16 protein-coding genes and 1 pseudogene are annotated in these 17004 nt (G+C 35.3%); 11 read left to right on the top strand and 6 right to left on the bottom strand.

The features are described from left to right. Positions 1–16: 16 nt before the first annotated feature. The 10 genes from MG290_RS12055 to MG290_RS12010 all read left to right on the top strand — a co-directional run bounded on the left by MG290_RS12055 (position 17) and on the right by MG290_RS12010 (position 10603). On the top strand, positions 17–1039 hold the full coding sequence (locus MG290_RS12055) for a 2Fe-2S iron-sulfur cluster-binding protein (protein WP_264561523.1): 1023 nt from the start codon (positions 17–19) through the stop codon (positions 1037–1039). Positions 1040–1041: 2 nt separating this feature from the next. Then, positions 1042–2073: an NADH-quinone oxidoreductase subunit NuoH gene (nuoH, locus tag MG290_RS12050; protein WP_264561522.1), complete on the top strand. Its 1032-nt coding sequence runs from the start codon at positions 1042–1044 to the stop codon at positions 2071–2073. Positions 2074–2084: 11 nt separating this feature from the next. Beyond that, on the top strand, positions 2085–2624 hold the full coding sequence (locus MG290_RS12045; RefSeq protein ID WP_264561521.1) for a NuoI/complex I 23 kDa subunit family protein: 540 nt from the start codon (positions 2085–2087) through the stop codon (positions 2622–2624). A 2-nt stretch (positions 2625–2626) separates the two neighbouring features. Further along, positions 2627–3133: an NADH-quinone oxidoreductase subunit J family protein gene (locus MG290_RS12040; RefSeq protein ID WP_264561520.1), complete on the top strand. Its 507-nt coding sequence runs from the start codon at positions 2627–2629 to the stop codon at positions 3131–3133. A 1-nt stretch (position 3134) separates the two neighbouring features. Beyond that, a complete protein-coding gene (gene nuoK / locus MG290_RS12035) occupies positions 3135–3455 on the top strand; it encodes an NADH-quinone oxidoreductase subunit NuoK (protein ID WP_150009340.1) in 321 nt (106 codons plus the stop codon). 1 nt (position 3456) lies between these two features. Beyond that, complete coding sequence (nuoL, locus tag MG290_RS12030; protein ID WP_264561519.1) at positions 3457–5325, top strand: NADH-quinone oxidoreductase subunit L; 1869 nt, start codon at positions 3457–3459, stop codon at positions 5323–5325. Between the two features lie 10 nt (positions 5326–5335). Further along, on the top strand, positions 5336–6739 hold the full coding sequence (locus tag MG290_RS12025; protein ID WP_264561518.1) for a complex I subunit 4 family protein: 1404 nt from the start codon (positions 5336–5338) through the stop codon (positions 6737–6739). 19 nt (positions 6740–6758) lie between these two features. Continuing rightward, positions 6759–8132, top strand: coding sequence for an NADH-quinone oxidoreductase subunit N (locus tag MG290_RS12020; RefSeq protein ID WP_264561517.1), 1374 nt, complete (start codon positions 6759–6761; stop codon positions 8130–8132). Positions 8133–8316: 184 nt separating this feature from the next. Beyond that, positions 8317–9504, top strand: a complete 1188-nt coding sequence (locus MG290_RS12015) for an oxygenase MpaB family protein (RefSeq protein ID WP_264561515.1) — start codon at positions 8317–8319, stop codon at positions 9502–9504. 64 nt (positions 9505–9568) lie between these two features. Next, positions 9569–10603, top strand: a complete 1035-nt coding sequence (locus MG290_RS12010; RefSeq protein WP_264561514.1) for an LLM class flavin-dependent oxidoreductase — start codon at positions 9569–9571, stop codon at positions 10601–10603. Positions 10604–10819: 216 nt separating this feature from the next. Here the strand turns inward: MG290_RS12010 and MG290_RS12005 are convergent, their stop codons facing one another. Continuing rightward, the gene (locus MG290_RS12005) at positions 10820–11914 is read right to left on the bottom strand and encodes a DUF695 domain-containing protein (RefSeq protein ID WP_264561513.1); all 1095 of its coding nucleotides are present in this window, start codon (positions 11912–11914) and stop codon (positions 10820–10822) included. A gap of 246 nt (positions 11915–12160) precedes the next feature. Here MG290_RS12005 and MG290_RS14875 point away from each other — a divergent pair. Next, positions 12161–12373 (top strand): annotated as a pseudogene (locus MG290_RS14875) (phage integrase N-terminal SAM-like domain-containing protein); the annotation flags it as partial. A gap of 428 nt (positions 12374–12801) precedes the next feature. On the opposite strand, the gene MG290_RS11995 reads toward MG290_RS14875, so the two are convergent. The 5 genes from MG290_RS11995 to MG290_RS11975 form a co-directional block, all read right to left on the bottom strand. Beyond that, entirely contained in the window at positions 12802–14190 is a 1389-nt protein-coding gene (locus MG290_RS11995; protein WP_264561512.1) for a serine hydrolase domain-containing protein, read from the bottom strand. Between the two features lie 215 nt (positions 14191–14405). Beyond that, complete coding sequence (locus MG290_RS11990) at positions 14406–15242, bottom strand: M23 family metallopeptidase (RefSeq protein ID WP_264561511.1); 837 nt, start codon at positions 15240–15242, stop codon at positions 14406–14408. A gap of 209 nt (positions 15243–15451) precedes the next feature. Continuing rightward, a complete protein-coding gene (locus MG290_RS11985) occupies positions 15452–15754 on the bottom strand; it encodes a type II toxin-antitoxin system RelE/ParE family toxin (protein ID WP_264561510.1) in 303 nt (100 codons plus the stop codon). Continuing rightward, a complete protein-coding gene (locus MG290_RS11980; protein ID WP_264561509.1) occupies positions 15738–15971 on the bottom strand; it encodes a hypothetical protein in 234 nt (77 codons plus the stop codon). The genes MG290_RS11985 and MG290_RS11980 overlap by 17 nt, the downstream gene beginning before the upstream one ends. Before the next feature lie 226 nt (positions 15972–16197). Continuing rightward, complete coding sequence (locus MG290_RS11975) at positions 16198–16932, bottom strand: class I SAM-dependent methyltransferase (protein WP_264561508.1); 735 nt, start codon at positions 16930–16932, stop codon at positions 16198–16200. Between the last annotated feature and the right edge of the window lie 72 nt (positions 16933–17004).

Genomic DNA, 17004 nt, shown 5'->3' with positions numbered 1-17004 from the left:
TTTAAACTACAAAACAATGAAAGTTACAATAGACGGAATAGAAATAGAAGTAGAACCGGGAACCACTGTATTGCAGGCTGCTCGTATGATTGGCGGCGATGTGGTGCCACCTGCTATGTGCTACTATTCAAAATTAAAAGATACAGGCGGTAACTGTCGTGCGTGTTTGGTAGAAGTATCAAAAGGCAGCGAAGCAGATCCGCGCCCAATGCCTAAAATGATGCCTTCTTGCAAAACAGGTGTTATGGACGGTATGGAAGTGAAAGTAAAAACTTCGGAACGTGCATTAGATGCCCGCAAAGCGGTTACAGAATTTTTGTTGATCAACCACCCCTTAGATTGCCCTGTGTGCGATCAGGCTGGTGAATGTGATTTGCAAAACTTATCGTTTAAACACGGTTTAGAAAAAACCCGTTTTAAAGAAGAAAAACGCACTTTTGAGCCTGAAAATATTGGCGATAAAATTCAGTTGCACATGAACCGTTGCATTTTGTGCTATCGTTGTGTGCATACCGCAGAGCAGGTTTGTGGCAGCAGAAATCACGGAGTTTTAAACCGTGGCGACCATGCACAAATTTCTACCTATGTTTCTGCAGCGATTGACCACGAAATGTCTGGAAACATGATTGATGTTTGTCCGGTTGGTGCGTTAACAGATAAAACCTTCCGTTTTAAATCGCGTGTTTGGTTTAACAAACCGTTTAATGCACACAGAAACTGCGACAAATGTTGCGGAAAAACAACTTTGTGGATGTTTGGTAACGAAATTCAACGTGTTACAGCTCGTAAAGATGAGTATCACGAAGTAGAAGAATTCATTTGCAATGAATGTCGATTCGATCATAAAGAAGTATCGGATTGGGTGATTGAAGGTCCAAGAAAATTTGAAAAATTCTCGGTTATCAATCAAAACAACTATACCCGAAAAATGGATACTGTGAAAATTGCTACCGAAAAACAGATTTTAGAAGGTCGAGAGCAAGACCGCAAAAAAATCAGTATGAAAGAAGTTCCATATAAAAACACAGAAAACAGTTAATTATGGAAGAAGCAATTATTATAGAAAAAAGTGTAATCATTGTAGCTGTTTTTGCAATTACAATGCTTTTTGCCATGTATTGTACATTGGCAGAACGAAAAATTGCCGCATGGATTCAAGACCGTAGAGGTCCAAACCGTGCAGGTCCGGGCGGAATGCTTCAACCTTTGGCAGATGGTTTAAAACTTTTTGCGAAAGAAGAATTCATGCCAAACACACCCAACACGTTTTTGTTTGTATTGGGTCCGTTTATATCAATGACTATGGCGTTGATGACCTCCGCAGTAATTCCGTGGGGCGATACCTTAGAAATTGGCGGTAGAAAAGTCGTTCTACAAGCAGCTGATATTAACGTGGCAATGCTTTATGTTTTTGCAGTTTTATCGGTAAGTGTATATGGCATCATGATTGGTGGCTGGGCATCAAACAACAAATATTCGTTGATTAGTGCCATGCGTGTAGCTTCGCAAATGATTTCGTACGAAATTGCGATGGGCTTGTCTATTGTGGCATTGCTAATGATGCACAGCTCTATGAGTTTACGCGATATTGCAGCAGGTCAGCACGAGATGAATTGGAATATATTTTACCAACCAATTGGTTTTTTAATCTTTTTAATTTGTTCGTTTGCAGAAACCAACAGAACTCCTTTTGATTTAGCAGAATGTGAACAAGAGTTAATTGGTGGATACCACACAGAATATTCGTCTATGCGAATGGGATTCTTCTTGTTTGCAGAATATGCCGCAATGTTTATCTCTTCTACCCTATTGGCGGTTCTTTATTTGGGGGCTTACAATTATCCGGGTATGACGTGGGCAGCCGAAAACTGGGGCGAAAATGCAGCTAACGGTATTGGTATTGCTGTATTATTTGTGAAAATATGTTTCTTTATATTTTTATACATGTGGGTGCGTTGGACCATTCCGCGTTTCCGCTACGATCAATTAATGAATTTAGGCTGGAAAACATTGATACCGTTAGCCATTATTAATATCGTTATCACAGCGGTTGTGTTATTATTAAAAAGCTAAAAATTAAGAATATGTCTATTCAAAATATATCCTTATCAGGCCGTAAAAAACAGGTTTCTAATAAAGAAATGACCTTGGGCGAGCGCTTATACATTGGTGCAATTGCAGGCGGTATGGCAACTACTTTTAAGCATTTGTTTAAAAAGAAAGTAACCATTAATTATCCTGAAGAAACCCGTCCGTTCAGTCCGGTTTATCGTGGGCAACACATGCTTATGCGCGATGAAGAAGGCAGAGAACGTTGTACAGCTTGTGGTTTGTGTGCCTTATCATGCCCTGCCGAAGCAATTACAATGAAAGCTGCCGAGCGTAAACCAGATGAGAAACATTTGTACAGAGAAGAAAAATACGCAGAGATATACGAAATTAACATGTTGCGTTGTATTTATTGCGGTTTGTGTGAAGAAGCTTGCCCTAAACAAGCCATCTACTTAACTACATCTAAAAAAATTGTAAAGGCAGATACCAATCGCGAGCATTTTATCTTCGGAAAAGAACAATTGGTTATGCCTTTAGAACAGGCTATACGTAACACCGCTAAATCAGAATAAAAATGATAGAGATTTTATTTTACATTCTTTCGGCTGTTACTTTAGGAAGCGCGTTTTTAACCATTCTTTCTAAAAACCCCATTCACAGTGCTATTTGGTTAGTAGTATGTTTCTTTAGCATTGCGGGTCATTATGCGTTGTTAAATTCACAATTTTTGGCAATGGTGCACATCATTGTATATTCTGGTGCCATCATGATTTTAATGTTGTTCACCATCATGTTAATGAACCTAAACATAAGCGATGAAATTGCAAAACCAGTGGTTACCAAAATCATTGCTACAATTTGTTTTTGCTTGATTGGTTTCTTTTTGGTGAGTTCGTTAGCACAAACAGCTCCGGCATTAGAAACATACGCCAGCACAGGGGTAGATTTCCAAACCATTCAAGTTTTAGGAAAAGTTTTATTGAACGAATTTGTACTACCTTTTGAAATGGCGGCAATTTTATTGTTAATGGCGATGATTGGTGCCGTATTAATATCTAAAAAAGAGAAAAAAACAGCATAATATGGAACAAGTTTTACAACAAATTGGTATAGACCAATACATTTATCTAGCCATATTATTATTTTGTATTGGAGCGTTTGGTATTTTATACCGCCGAAACGCAATTGTAATGTTTATGTCGATCGAAATTATGCTGAACGCTGCAAACTTGCTTTTAGTTGCTTTTTCAACGTATCACGAAGATGCAAACGGACAAGTATTCGTTTTCTTTACAATGGCTGTAGCTGCTGCCGAAGTAGCAATTGGACTGGCAATTTTGGTGGCGATTTATAGAAATATAGGATCGATTGATATTGATAAACTTAAAAAATTAAAAGGATAGCATGAGTACAACTATATTACTACTTACATTGATTTTCCCTTTGGTTGGTACATTAATCAACGGATTTTGGGGCAAACATTTAAGCAAAAAAGTATCGGGTACTATTGCAACAGTGGCAATTGCCGCTTCGTTTGTAACTTCATGCTTATTTTTCGCTTACATTCAAGATGCAGAACCTGTAAAGATTGTTTTGTTTGAATGGATGAAATTCAATTATTTTTCTATTGATTTCGGATTTTATTTCGATCAATTAGCGGCTCTTTGGTTGTTGTTCATCACAGGTATCGGAACATTGATCCATCTGTATTCAACAAGTTATATGAGCCATGATGAGCATTTCTCTAAATTCTTCACATATCTGAATTTCTTTGTTTTCTTCATGTTGATTTTAGTAACTGGAAGCAACTTGGCAATGATGTTCATTGGTTGGGAAGGTGTTGGTTTATGCTCATACCTATTAATTGGTTTCTGGTATAAAAACCAAGATTACAACAACGCCGCTAAAAAAGCATTCATCATGAACCGTATTGGGGATTTAGGCTTTCTAATTGGAATTTTTGTAACCGGATATTTATTCCATACTTTAGACTTTGTAGCGTTGAAAGAACAAAGCTACTTAGCCCCTACTTTAGGAATAGCAACCATGGCGTTCTTTATTGCAGCAACAGGTAAAAGTGCGCAATTACCGCTTTACACTTGGTTACCAGATGCAATGGCGGGACCCACACCGGTGTCGGCATTAATCCACGCAGCAACCATGGTTACGGCTGGTATCTTTATGATAACGCGTTTAAACTTTTTGTTCGATTTAACGCCAGATGTGCAACATATCATTGCAATTATTGGTGCGGTTACCTCGTTAGTAGCAGCTACAATTGCTTTGGTTCAAAACGATATTAAAAAGGTATTGGCATATTCAACCGTATCGCAATTAGGTTTAATGTTTTTGGCATTAGGTTTAGGTGCTTACGAAGTTGCTGTTTTCCATGTTATAACACACGCTTTCTTTAAAGCTTGTTTGTTCTTGGGATCGGGATCAGTTATCCACGCAATTGGTGGCGAACAAGATATGCGCCACATGGGTGGATTAAAAAAGCACATGAAAATCACGTATGCTACATTTTTTATATCTACTTTAGCTATTTCAGGTTTTCCTCCTCTATCAGGTTTCTTCTCTAAAGACGAAATTTTATTAACTGCATTTCACCATAACATCGTATTATGGGTTGTAGCAAGTTTAGCATCGATTTTAACCGCATTCTATATGTTCCGTTTGTTGTTCTTAACCTTCTCTAACAAATTCAGAGGAACCAAAGAGCAAGAAGATCATTTACACGAAAGTCCGTCTGCAATGACCATGCCTTTAATCATTTTAGCAGTTTTGGCAGCAGTTGGCGGATTAATCAGTATTCCGGGAAACAGCTGGTTAAACGAATTTTTAAAACCGGTGATTAAAAACAACGCGGCATCACATCCGCATGTATTGGGCACAACCGAATACATGTTAATGGGCTTGGCTGTTGTTGGTGCATTGGTTGGTTTAATGGTTGCTTACTTTAAGTATATTAAAAACAAACAGGTTCCGGTTAACGACAATAATGTTTCGGGCTTACAGAAGTTGTTTGCAAACAAATATTATTTAGATGAAATTTATCAATCTTTAATTGTTCATCCCTTGAATTTCTTTGGATCATTCTTTAAAAATCAAATCGACGGATTAATAAACGGAATTGTTTTAAGCTTTGGGAGAATTCCAGCAGAACTATCTTATCAAGGTAAAAAAGCACAAAACGGAAACATTGGTCTGTATTTATTTGCCTTTGTAATTGGCGTTTGTGGCTTGTTGTATTATTTATTTATGTGTTACTAAAATTATGGCAATGAATTGTATTATTATTTTACTTATTTATGTTTTGGGAGCTGTTGCTACATTGGCATCAAACTCTAAAAATGCAGCTAAAATAGCTTTAGTAACCAGCTTAATTAACGCCGTAATTGCTTTAATTTTAACAGGCGAATATTTAAACGGTGGCGATATTTCGTTTACGCAGCAATGGATCAGCAACCCGAACATCTCTTTATCATTTGTGGTGGATGGTTTAAGCTTAACCATGGTGCTATTAACAACGCTTTTGTTGCCAATTATTATTTTGGCATCGTTCAACACCTTATATTCTAAAGCAAATCAGTTGTATGCTTTGGTTTTGTTTATGGCATTTGCAATGGCTGGAACATTCTTGGCACAAGATGGTTTGGTGTACTATATTTTCTGGGAATTAGCATTGTTACCTATTTTCTTTATTGGATTATTATGGGGAAGCGACGATTGGAAAGTACGAAAACGCGTAATGGTAACGTTCTTTATCTATACTTTTGCAGGATCGCTGTTTATGTTGGCAGCTTTTGCTTACTTGTATTCACTAACCGGCAGTTTTGCTTGGGATGATCTTTCTAAAGCAGTGCTATCAACCAAAGAAGCAAATTATATTTTCTTGGCATTTTTCTTAGCTTATGGAATTAAAATTCCGGTTTTCCCGTTACACACGTGGCAGGCAAACACCTACGAGAAATCTCCAACTATCGGAACTATGTTACTTTCGGGTATCATGCTTAAAATGGGTATCTATTCTATTTTACGCTGGCAAATGCCAATTGCAGGAAATGTATCAGAAAACATCTTAAAAACGGTTATCGTTCTTTGTATCATTGGTATCATCTACGCATCATTAATCGCATTAAGATCAAACAACCTAAAACGTTTATTGGCATATTCGTCAATGGCACACGTTGGTTTGGTTGCTGCAGGTGCTTATGTTGGAAATAGTACAGGTTATCAAGGTGCGATTATTCAAATGGTTGCACACGGTTTTGTAGTGGTTGGTTTGTTTTATTTGGCTGATATCATTCACAAAAGATACGATACTTACGAAATTAAGGAAATGGGCGGTATTCGTTCACAAGCTCCTAAATTCACCACTTTCTTTTTAATCATCCTATTTGCGTCAATTGGTTTACCAGGAACTTTTGGATTCATTGGAGAATTTACCTTGTTGTTCGCATTATCAGAAAAAGAATTACTGTATGCCGTTTTTGCAGGAACATCGATCATTCTTGGAGCGTATTACATGCTTAAAATGTTTCAAAATGCCGTGTTAGGAAGCACAGAAAACAAGGTTTTTGCCGAAGTAACTACAAAAGAATATTTTGTTTTAGCGGTTATTTGTGTGGTTTTAATTGGTTTGGGAATCTATCCGAAATTACTAACCGATTTATTTATTCAATAGAACATAGAAAAATTAAACTATGAGTACATTAATAGCTTTAGCATCTTTAGCGGTTCTTATATTAGTATTAGAGATTTTTAACCTGCGCAAAACCATTGTGCCTTTAACTTTGGTGGGTTTATTGGTTGCGTTAGGCTTGAATATATGCGATTTTAATTCAATTGATTCGTTCTACAACAACATGATTGTGGTAAACAAATCAACGGTTTTATTCAATTCGCTTTTTATTGTTTTAACGTTTTTTATTGTGGCGTTGGGACAATCGTTCTACAAGGAACAATACGATAAAATATCAGATTACACCTCTTTAAAAATATTCTTATTGATTGGCGCTTACTGTATGGTTTCGTTCGGAAATCTGGTAATGTTCTTTTTAGGATTAGAAATTTTATCGATCACCTTATACATTTTAGCAGGAAGCGACAGAACGAATATAAAAAGTAACGAAGCCGGAATGAAATATTTCTTAATGGGATCTTTCGCTTCAGGATTTATTTTGTTCGGAATTGCCTTGATTTATGGCGCAACAGCTTCGTTTGATCTAGATCAGATTCTTTTGGCAAGCACACAATTGGCAATGCCAAAATGGTTCACCGTTGGTTTTACCTTAATGTTGGTTGGTTTACTGTTTAAAATAGCAGCCTTCCCGTTCCATTTCTGGGCTCCGGATGTTTACCAAGGATCGCCTTTGCTAACCACAACAACCATGAGTACATTGGCAAAAGTTGCTGCGGTAGCTGCGTTTTACAAGTTAAGCGTAGTATTTTTCCCTGCCATGCCAACAAACTTTGTAAACTTAATTGCTTTTTTAATTGTTGCCACATTGATCATTGGTAACGTAATGGCGCTGAAACAAAACAACATTAAACGCCTTATGGCCTATTCGGGTATTTCGCATGCCGGTTTTATGTTAATGGCAATTTTGTTGGGTAAAACCGCAGAACCTTATTTATTTTACTATATGACAGCTTATGCCATTGCAGGTATTGCGGCATTCAGCGTTATTTTATATGTATGTCAGGATAAAAAAGAAGAATTGGTTATGCATTTCCGCGGATTTGCAAAACACAAACCTGTGTTGGCAGTAACCTTGTCGTTGGCTTTATTATCAATGGCGGGAATACCTATTTTAGCAGGATTCTTTGGAAAATTATTCTTGTTTACCGAAGCTTTAAAGCAAGGTTTCTACATCACGGTTATTACAGCAGTAATTACATCAATCATTAGTATTTATTACTACTTTAAGGTAATCATCACCATGTTTACCTATAAAAATGCAGATGCCAATACGGTTTACCAGAAAAACGTTGTGTATGCTGCGGTTGCAGTTGCAGCCATCATTATTAATCTAGTTATCGGATTTTGCCCATCATTAATAATAGATTTATTTTAGTTAATTGATTACTTTACTAAAGGTTGATTTGAAGTTCAAATCAACCTTTTTTCATATCTTTAAAGTTAGAATAAGACAAAAATAATTTGTTAATTTTCAGACCTCACAGGTTTTAAAAACCTGTGAGGTCTTGGTAAACATACAAAGCTTGTAAATTTGTATCACCCATTGCAATATTTAAACTATGAAAGCTCCCGAAAGATATATCACCGAAAATAACAATTCTTTTTCCAGTTACTGGAAACCTACCAACGATAATTTATTGCCAAAATTACTGCCGAATGTTTCTTTGGAAGAAAGCGAACAACTTATTCCGTTGTATTTTCAGGTTGATGAATGGGGCGATACTGTAGCAAAAGAATATTTTACCAATAAACAGTTTAGCGAAGCTATTGGAACATTGCATCGTGATTTTTCGATGTATCCTTCAAACAAAGAAAATCTTTCAGAACCTACACAACAACTTTTTAAACAACTGTCCGATATTCCAGCTTGGGTAAATTTCGATTTGATTAATCTTGCGGCGACGTACTGTAACCGTTGCGGCACATCGGCATTATCGGTTTTGCGCAATTATTGTTTAATGGGCGGATACGAATCTTCAGCCATTAACAAACCGCTTATTTTTACACAGGCATTGCACAAAGGTGCCGTAAAACGTTTGGCTGATACGGTGGATTTCTGGATGAATGTTACAACGGTAAACGGATTAAAGCCTCAACAAAAAGGAATCTATTCGATATTAACCACACGATTGATTCATTCTTATTCCCGTTTACATATTGAAAAATCGACTGATTGGAAACCGGAATTGTGGGGCAGACCCATTAATTTATGGGATATGCTGGCTACCAATTTAGGTTTTTCGATCGCTTTTATGGACGGATTATCAAAATTAAAACTGCCACCGACCAATAAAGAACTGACCGCAGTTTTACACCTTTGGAAATACGTAGGTTATCTTTTAGGCATTCCGTTGGAATTATTGCCCGATACAGGCGAGGAAGCTGCAAAACAGCTTTATTTATGGAGTAAAACCCAGAAAGGTATCGATCAAGATTCAAAAGATTTGGCTTATGCGTTATATGAAGAACCCAAACTGGTTACGTTTACCAATAATTCATTTATGAAATGGTTTGTGCAAAAAACAAACGTCGGATACAACGAAGTTTTATTGGGCAGTGAAAGTCGGTCTGGATTAGGACTTCCCTACTCTAAAGCCAAATACTGGATTTTGTTGCTGAACAACATCAACCATTATTTCGATAAAAAAGCGAAAAGCAATTCAAAATCATACATCCAAGTGGCACAAAAAGGCAGGAAAGAGCAAGAAAAGATCTGGGATTTGTATCGCAAAGAAAAAAGGGAGTAACTTCTTGCACTACATTAAGCAGATACCGCAACTATTTCACGAACTTTACTAAAAATCAGAAAATATGGAACTAGGAATATCGATGTTTGGCGATTTAAGGTTAGATCCGCAAACGAAACAGCGAAAAGAACCTCATCAACGGTTTACGGAAATGCTGGAACAGGTTAAACTGGCAGACGAAGCTGGTTTGGATGTTTTTGAAATGGGCGAACACCACCGCGCCGATTACAGCGTAACCAATCCACAATTGTTTTTAAGCGCCGCAGCGGCTGTTACAAAAAACATAAAGTTAGGATCGGCTGTAACAGTTTTAAGCTCTAGCGACCCAGTGCGTTTGTTCGAAGATTTCAGTATGTTGGACCAAATTTCAAAAGGCAGGGCACATATTATGGCAGGTCGCGGTAGTTTTATAGAATCGTTTCCGCTTTTTGGCTTTAGCTTAGACGATTATGATGCCTTGTTTGAAGATAAACTACTGCTTTTGTTGGATATTGTTGCTAAAAACGGTACCAATATCAATTGGAATGGCCGACTAACACAGAGTTTGCAAAACGTAAATCTACATCCCAAACCATTTCAAGACCAACTGCCCGTTTGGATTGCTGTGGGTGGAACGCCCGCATCAGTGCTTCGTGCTGCACGATTGGGTGTGCCGATTATGTTTGCAATTATTGGTGGAATGCCTATTAATTTCAAACCTTTGGTTGATTATTACAAAGAAAATTATCTGGCAGCAGGTCACGATGCAGCAAAAATGCAAGTAGGTATTAATTCACATACTTTTTTAGGCGCTACCGGCAGTATAAAAGATGATTATTTTCCGTTCTATGCAGCCCAGATGGATCATATAGGAAAAGAGCGCGGTTGGGCACCATTTAGCAAAGAAGTATTTTTAAACACCACCCAACCAGAAGGAGCTTATATTATGGGAGAACCCAATGCGGTGATCGATAAAATTTTGCAACAGCATGAATGGTTTGGTCATACCCGCTTCGTAGGACAAATGGATGTGGGAGACCCAGCCCACAATATGCTTATGAAATCGATTGAATTATTTGGAACTAAAGTAGCTCCGGAGGTAAGGAAAGCTTTGAAATAAGATCGAATCGCTACTAATGTTATAGGCTTCCCCTTTTTAGTACAAGTTAAAAGTATAACTCATTGTTTTGGTGGTTAGCAGTTTCGCGATATAATTGCCGATAACGTTCTAGGGCTCCTATGTTTGCAAAGTAATAAATTTGCAAACATAGGAGCTCCAAGTTTACACGTCAACCCGCCTGACGCAAAACCCGTGTTGGCAGCTGAACTTCTTTTGTTAGTTGGGCCTGAACCTTTCAAATGATTGCCAATATTTGTCTTTATAAAGGTCATAGCTTAAATCTAATTTGTCTGAATATTTCTTTGTCAAATTGTAAAGAAGCTTTGATGGCTTTCTGAAATCTTTACAAGCGAAATAAATAATTCTTTCACTGTCTGCTGTTTGTCTACCTATGTTTAAATATCCTTCAAAGTCTTTAAGTTCAGCCATTATTTCATCTTCAAAGCTATTTAGTTGCTCATAAGTATTATTGTCAGGCATTCCATTGTTTTTACTGCCGTCAAATTTTATTTCAACTTTCAATATCCAAGGATGTGATGCTTTACTGTCCCAATCAAGTAAAGTTGTATTGATAATTGCAACTAATGGAAGTCCGATATTAAGTGTCGCTTCTAAACTTGAAAAACTATCATTTTCTGTGTTGTAACGAATGCCTTCATATCTTTCCAAAAACTCTTTCTCTCTCCAAATTAGATAATCTTTTAGTTTTTCAATTGGTATCAATTCTTTTTCTGCATGGTCTTTTGAAATTACTGTTAAGTTGTCGATGGTTGTAACAGAGTTAAGTTCACCGAGATAATTGTCAAGGAAAATGTATGTCCCATTTATAATTGTTGATTTCTCGTCTTCTTTATAGTCGTTGTGGGCTACAACTATGTCAACTTCATCAGGAAAATTTTTATGCTCAATAGCGTAAAACGATAGATTATCTCTGTCAAAAGTATAGTCTGCCATTTTAATCCCAACGTTCTCTATGTCAAGTTCGGGTTTTAATGCAGTAAATTTCCAATTAGGTATTTTGGGTGCTGAACTCACAAGTTCTTCAACAAAAACAATGTTCTTTAATACTCCATCAGGTGTAAATACCAATTCTGCTGTATTGTCGTCATACATACCTGTCAGATAAAAGAAACCGTCTTTTAATTCTTCAAGTTTTGGTGAAAGTTTGTTGAAAAAGCCCGCTTCTATATTTTTACCTGTCCTTACTACATTATAGAATGTCTGTTCGTTTGCAGAAAACCAATTCCAAAAGTCTGCATACGTCTGAATTTTATCTTCTTTCTTTCCAAATATTTTGTCAAAAATTCCCATTGTTTAATGTTGTTATTATTAGGTTTATGTGTCGTGTTAGCCTTGCTGCCTAACGGGGCGGCGGCTTTGCGAAGTTCTTTTTCCGAGCTTGCTCGGGGAAAGGATTTAGCAAAACCGCATTTTGAACTAAACCTCCGGTAGCTTTCGTTGCGATGATATTCGTACCTTAGTATTTATTAACGATTAAATAATTGATACTATGGTAACTAAAAAAAATCTCCGGAGGAATTAAGAGCGAACAAATACCTGAATCGCGCTTGTAACGAAATTAATGGTTTTTCAGAACTTCTACAACGTTTTGAGCGTAATATTTCTATTTTAGGACGAAGTAAACGGACTTTCGAAAATTATTCACGTCATATAGCTGCAATGGCGCTTCATTTTGGATCTTTACCAACCCAATTAGATCCTGAACAGGTTAAAGATTACCTCTTTGTACTCCAACAACGCTCTAAATCTCTTTCACAATCGTATTTTAAACACACCGTTTACGGACTAAGGTTGGAAATCTGGTTACGTTGCATGTTTTTGGGCAAAGAGGTCCGCCAAAAGTATATCTTATCGAAAATACACTTGCTTCTGTGAATTAACTTTTACGGGTAAGGGAACTTGTGTTTCATCGTAAAGAAAAGAAAGTGAAAAAGGTTGAAACAGTACAAGTTCAACCATAAAAAAAAGCAGTAATGGCAAAATTACTGCTGGTATATTTTAAAGCTACACTTCGAAAACTCCATAATACATAAAGCTACTCCGGTGAGCCTGCCCTGAGTTTATCGAAGGGTTCAACGGGCTTTACTTCACTTGTTTATTATTTGTTTTGGTGTTCAGTGATTTTCAATTCATCTCATGCCCTCCGGGCAAGACGAAAGCTTAGTTATTGTGCGTAGTTATTTTTTTATCGCTTCCATTTTATTTCCATTCTGAAAGATATTCATTTTTATTATCTTATAATTTTCATCTCTGATAAATTCAAACTGTACATCTACTTTTTTAACAAAAAACTTATTTTGAGTTTCAGGGATTAATTCGATTGCACTTTGTCCTGATAGTTGAGCAAATAATATAGAATCTTTAATGAAAATGTTGAAAATCACATTTTCATTAATAGCATAATTTCCTTCAAATTCTTTTAATTGAATTTCTGATAATTGAATTTCTTTTCTTGAAGCAACGAACTTTAAAGGTTTGTTGTATAAAATTGCATCTATTGCTTCAATAGCAGGTGTAGTTGCATCAAAGTTTTGCAAAATGATAATGGTTTTATCACTGTCTAAATGTCTTTCAAAATGAGTTTCAAAACCATTAGAATTTCCAGCGTGATATACCACTTTTCCAATTCCTTCTTTTTCTGTTATCCACCAACCAAAACCATAATTTATTGAATTTCCGTCAGTTAGTTGGGTGAAGCCATATATTAAATCTAAATCTCGTTTAGAAATGAATTTTTTATCATACAATGCTCTATCCCATTTTAGCAAATCTGATGTTGTTGTATGAATATTACCAGAACCATAAATTCCATTACTCCACATAACTTCTCCGTGATGAGATAAAATTTCAGGTCGCTCTCGTTTTTGTAAACTGACAGAGTAAATGTATCCAAGAGCCATATTTTTCTTAATTGTTTTATGCTCAAATCTGTGATAATCAAATGTGTTTTCCATTTTCAATGGATTGAAGATATTCTTGGTTAAAAAATCATTATATGATTTATGGGAAACTCGTTCAATTACAATGGCTAAAAGTTCAAATCCTATTCCTCCATAAAGGAATTTTTCTCCAGGATTAAATTTTTTTATTGGCTTGTACTTTTTATATAGCTTGATAATGTCTTTATTGTCTGCAATTTTATTTTTATCCCATTTTTCTTCAAAAAGGGAATCATAATCGGGAATTCCGTGAGTGTGAGTTAGTAAATTTTGAATCGTTACATTTTTATAGAATTTCAATTCAGGGATATATTTTGACAATTCATCTGTTAGCTTTAACTTCCCTTTATTCTTTAAAATGAATATTCCCATTGCTGTAAATTGCTTGGAAACAGAATTCAACTTATAGATAGAATTATTAGATAATGATATTTGCTGCTCAATATTTGAAAGGCCATAACTTTTTTCAAAAATAGGAACCCCTTTTTCGGCTATTAGAATTGAACCATTAAATCTATCACTTTGATGAAGTAAAGTAAAAATACTGTCTAATTTTTCAGCTTTCGACTGTGCTTTGACTGTACTAATGGTTAAAAGTAGGATTATTGCGAAAAATATTTTGTTCATTGGATTATCAGCTATTTTTTATAAGACGAACGCAATAATTATTTATTACAAAAAGTCATTTTGAGTTCTGTTTTAATTACGCACAACGGTCTCGGTTATAAACAGTTGGGGATTTTACGCCTTAACTTTTCAGTTTAGCACCGACCTTTGTTTTATGTTTATACTTCCGTTTTATCACTTTCGCCCCAATTGTTTATAGCCATTGTTGTAGCCAGTTATTTTTCAAGTATATCGCCTTTCTTTAGTTCAATACTTTTATAACCACCAACAAAATCAAATTCGATTGACTTTAATCCATCTTCGCTGTTTGTTGGAACTAAACAATTAAAATGCAGATGTTCAATATCTGTTTGGCCTGTCATACCTGACATCCCAATAGGTTGACCTTTCTTGATTTTATCACCTACTTTAACCAAACTTCCATTTTCAGTTAAATGTACATATTGGGTAAAAATGCCTGAATTTGGTTCATATATAGTTACAAAATTTCCATAAGATTTCCATTCATCTCCTTTGCCTCCATATTTATATTGGTCAACAACCCCAACTACAAAACCATCGGTTGATGAACAAATAGTATCATTTATTTTCAGGTCAAAATCAACAGCAAATTTTGACCATTCTGTATTATGAGTATGATTTGTATTATTTCCTTGAATGACTTTATATTTTTTGCCTTTTGGAAAAGGTAATTCCATTTTGATAGGTGTAATCTTTTTTGATAAACTACCAAATCTCCAGTTGTAACCAAATGATGCATTCTGGTCAAACTGGGATACATTTCTTATTCTAACTAATGTATCTGACTTTGCTTTCAATTCGATGATACCAAGTTCTTTAAGTCTATTATTTAAATTTGAGTTATTAGTTTCAATTTCAAATCTAATTGGACAACTAGCGGGATTTATGAGTTGTATTTCCAAACTCTTGTTTTTCAAAATAAATTTTGGTGTGGGAATTTCAGCTTGAGATATTTTCTTTGCAGGAAGTTTAGTTGTTGAGCAACCAACAACTAAAAGTATAATTATTACATAAAATACCCTAAATTTCATTTGTCTGATTTAATTGGCTACAACTGTCTGGGCTATACGTAGTGCGGGATTTGAAAGCTGAAAGTTTCAAATCGGCACGAAGTAGAGCGTAGCCGTTGAATATTTTAAATTTTCAATAAATATACAAAAGGCGAAGCGAAATACAAGACGAAAATTTCAAATTTCACACTTAACCCCGCATTATGTATAGCCTTTGTTGTGCAACGGTTTTATATTTTTTTCTTATTTGGATTCTTTCTGTTTGAAAATAAAGAAACAATCTCAATTGAATTTTTATTGATTCTGTAGTATAAATTGTTATGCTTTTCAACTACAGCTTTTCGGATTTTCTTTTTTTCAATTGATTCGGGGAAAATTGCAGGCATTTTTGAAATCAGTTCGATTGTGTGATCTAATTTAGCAGCAAATTTTCTTAATTCTCTTTCAGTCCAATTATTTTCAAGATATTCAATAGTTTCTTTAAGTTCAGAGATTGCGTGGTCAGTCCACAGTATTTTATAACCACTTTTCATAAATTCCTTTCACGTTAGAGTGAGAAGTTAATTTTCCGTTGTCAGCATCTTGAATTCCTTTTTCAATAGATTCTTTTTCGGAAGCAGAAATTTCATTCCACCAATCGGTTTTTTCTTCATCTCTTAATTTCATTAGTTTGTCAATCAAAGACTTGTCGTTTAATGTTGATAACCATTGAATTAATTCGATTTTTTTCTTTTCTAAACTTAAATCCATAATATCAAAGTTACAAATTTAATTCTATCATTCAATTTTTGCGTTATTTTTTTTTTAACTGTTGCACAACGGTCTGGGCTATACGTAGTGCGGGATTTGAAGACTGAAAGTTTCAAATCGGCACGAAGTAGAGCGTAGCCGTTGAATATTTTAAATTTTCACTAAATATACAAAAGGCGAAGCGAAATACAAGACGAAAATTTCAAATTTTGCACTTAACCCCGCATTATGTATAGCCCTTGTTGCCAATAGTTATTTTTTGCCCTTTAATTCCGCTTGCACAGCCGTAGAAATATTCTATATATTCAACTTCAAGTTCCATTTGGCTAAAAATTCGATGTACATTTTTTGAATTTCTATATTCTTCTGTATAAACACCTAACATTCTATAAGTTTCAGGATTTCCAAGAAATAATTTTCCTAAAACAGGAATAATTTTTTTCAAATAAAACATATAAAATGTTTTTAGAAGTTTATTATCTGGAACAGAAACATCAATCAAGGAAAACTTTCCACCTGGTTTTAAAATTCGATCAATTTCAAATGCTAATTTTTCAAGTTGTTCATCATTAAATGTCTTTAAACCAAAACCCGAAATAATAAAATCCGCAGTTTCGTTCTCGATTGAATTTTCAAACACGTTTTCTTTTAGAATTTCAATTTTAGTTCTTTTGAACTTACTTTTGTTTTTCTCAGCTCGATTTATCATTTCGGTTGAAAAGTAAAGTCCGATTAAAGTTGAGTTTTTATCTGAATTTTTAAGAATATACTTCCAACATTCTCCCATTCCGGTCATTAAATCGACAATAGTTTTACCGCTCTCGATTTCAATTTCCTCAACACATTGTTTTCTCCATCTTTCGCTGAATCCAAAAGAAGTTATGTAATTCATTTTAGAATACGAACTACTCATTTTGTCAAATAGCTTTTCAACAAATTTTGGTTCGTATATTTCTTTCATTCGTGTTGTTAATAATAATTATTGGCAACGGTTTTGTGTATGGCTTCGTTGCGGAAAGTTATGGAAAAACTT

Origin of the sequence: Flavobacterium sp. CBA20B-1 (assembly GCF_028473145.1) — a bacterium.
GTDB lineage: Bacteria > Bacteroidota > Bacteroidia > Flavobacteriales > Flavobacteriaceae > Flavobacterium.
Note: the sequence above shows the minus strand (reverse complement) of the source record. Positions and strands in the feature narration are given on the sequence as shown.